Consider the following 2,285-nt stretch of genomic DNA (forward strand, 5'->3'; position numbering starts at 1 on the left):
GGCGCCCGCCGGCGCCGTGCTGCGCGGCAGGTCCCGGCTGGTGGACGCCGCCCGCATCCGCACCGGCGACGGCGGCGGCAGCGCCGAGGAGCTGTTCGCCGGGGTGGTGTGCTGCGGGTTCGACTCGCGGGTCAACGAGCGGGCCAACGCCATGACCTGGCCGCCGGGCATGGCCAAGTACCTGCTGGCCACCTTCCAGGAGCTGCGCGGCTTCGAGCCGGTCCCCTTCCGGGTCACCCTCGACGACGGCGAGCCGGTCGAACGGGAGGCCATGCTGGTCGCCGTCGCCAACACCTCCTCCTACGGGGCGGGCATGAAGGTCTGCCCCGACGCCCGGCCCGACGACGGGCTGCTGGACGTCATGACGCTGGGGGCCGTCAGCAAGTCGACGTTCGTCCGGCTGTTCCCGCGCGTCTACCGCGGCGTGCACGTCGGGCACCCGTCGGTCACGGTGCAACGCGTCAGGAGCGTGCGCCTGGAGGCGCCCGGCGTCGTCGCGTACGCGGACGGCGAACGCATCGGCCCCGCCCCCGTCACCTGCGAGATCCAGCCCGGGGCGCTGCGGGTGATCAGCTGAGCGGGGCCTGTCGGGGAGCCGGCCGGGACGGACCGGAATATCGATTTCGGTAGGCTGGCGGTATGACGAGTCCAGCGGAACGGTACGCGGCCTTCCGCGACAAGTACGGCGACGACGGGGCCGCGCTCGCATCGTTCCGGCGCCTGTACGACTTCGAGCTCGACGACTTCCAGATCGACGCCTGCCGGGCGCTGGAGGCGGGCGACGGAGTCCTGGTGGCCGCGCCGACCGGCTCGGGCAAGACGGTCGTCGGCGAGTTCGCCGTCCACCTGGCCCTGGAGCAGGGCCGCAAGTGCTTCTACACCACCCCGATCAAGGCGCTGTCCAACCAGAAGTACAACGACCTGGTCAAACGCTACGGCACCGCGAAGGTCGGGCTGCTGACCGGCGACAACAGCGTCAACGGCGAGGCGCCCATCGTCGTCATGACCACCGAGGTCCTGCGCAACATGCTGTACGCCGGCTCGGCCACCCTGGCCGGGCTCGGCTTCGCCGTCATGGACGAGGTCCACTACCTGGCCGACCGGTTCCGCGGCGCCGTCTGGGAAGAGGTCATCATCCACCTGCCCGAGTCGGTCAGGCTGGTGGCGCTGTCGGCGACGGTCAGCAACGCCGAGGAGTTCGGCGAGTGGCTCGGCGAGGTGCGCGGCGACACCACCGTCATCGTCGACGAGCACCGGCCGGTGCCGCTGTGGCAGCACATGATGATCGGCAACCGCGTCTACGACCTGTTCATGACCGAGGAGCTGACGCCGCGCATCAACCCCACGCTGATGCGCGTCACCCGCGACGCCGAACGGCTCACCGCCGGGCGCGGCAAGCGCGGCTACGGCCGGGTGCCGCGCTCGCGGCCCTCCGACCGGGCGCAGGTGATCGAGAAGCTCGACGCCGAGGGGCTGCTGCCCGCGATCACGTTCATCTTCTCCCGCGCCGGCTGCGGCGCGGCCGTCCAGCAGTGCCTGTACGCCGGGATCAGGCTCACCGACGAGCGGGAGCGCCACGAGATCAGGCAGCTCGTCGACGAGCGGACCGCCCACCTGCCCGACGAGGACCTGGCCGTGCTCGGCTACCTGGAGTGGCGCGACTGCCTGGAGCGCGGCCTGGCGGCCCACCACGCGGGCATGCTGCCGGCCTTCAAGGAGGTGGTGGAGGAGCTGTTCACGCGCGGGCTGGTCAAGGCCGTCTTCGCCACCGAGACGCTCGCCCTGGGCATCAACATGCCCGCCCGCAGCGTGGTCATCGAGAAGCTCGACAAGTGGAACGGCGAGACCCACGCCGACCTCACCCCCGGCGAGTACACCCAGCTCACCGGCCGGGCCGGGCGGCGCGGCATCGACGTCGAGGGCCACGCCGTGGTCATCTGGCAGCCGGGCATGGACCCGCTGTCGGTCGCCGGCCTGGCCAGCACGCGCACCTACCCGCTGCGCTCCAGCTTCCAGCCCTCGTACAACATGGCCGTCAACCTCGTCGGCCAGTTCGGCCGCGAGCGGGCCCGCACGCTGCTGGAGGAGTCCTTCGCCCAGTTCCAGGCCGACCGCGCGGTGGTCGGGCTGGCCAAGCAGCTGCGCAAGCACGAGGAGGCCCTGGAGGGCTACCAGCAGGCGATGACCTGCCACCTGGGCGACTTCCCCGAGTACGCCGCGCTGCGCCGCCGCCTGTCCGACCGCGAGGCCGAGCTGTCCAGGCAGCGCGGCGCCGCCCGGCCGGG

1 protein-coding gene and 1 pseudogene are annotated in these 2,285 nt (G+C 72.1%); both read left to right on the plus strand.

Features of this window, described 5'->3' with window-relative positions; translation table 11 throughout:
* A pseudogene (locus tag KME77_RS22765) lies at window positions 1-577 on the plus strand (sphingosine kinase); the annotation flags it as partial.
* Window positions 578-639: 62 nt separating this feature from the next.
* On the plus strand, window positions 640-2,285 hold a 1,646-nt coding region (locus KME77_RS22770; RefSeq protein WP_219470962.1), incomplete at its 3' end, for a DEAD/DEAH box helicase.

The organism is Nonomuraea rhizosphaerae (genome assembly GCF_019396405.1).
In the GTDB taxonomy this organism is placed as follows: Bacteria; Actinomycetota; Actinomycetes; order Streptosporangiales; family Streptosporangiaceae; genus Nonomuraea; species Nonomuraea rhizosphaerae.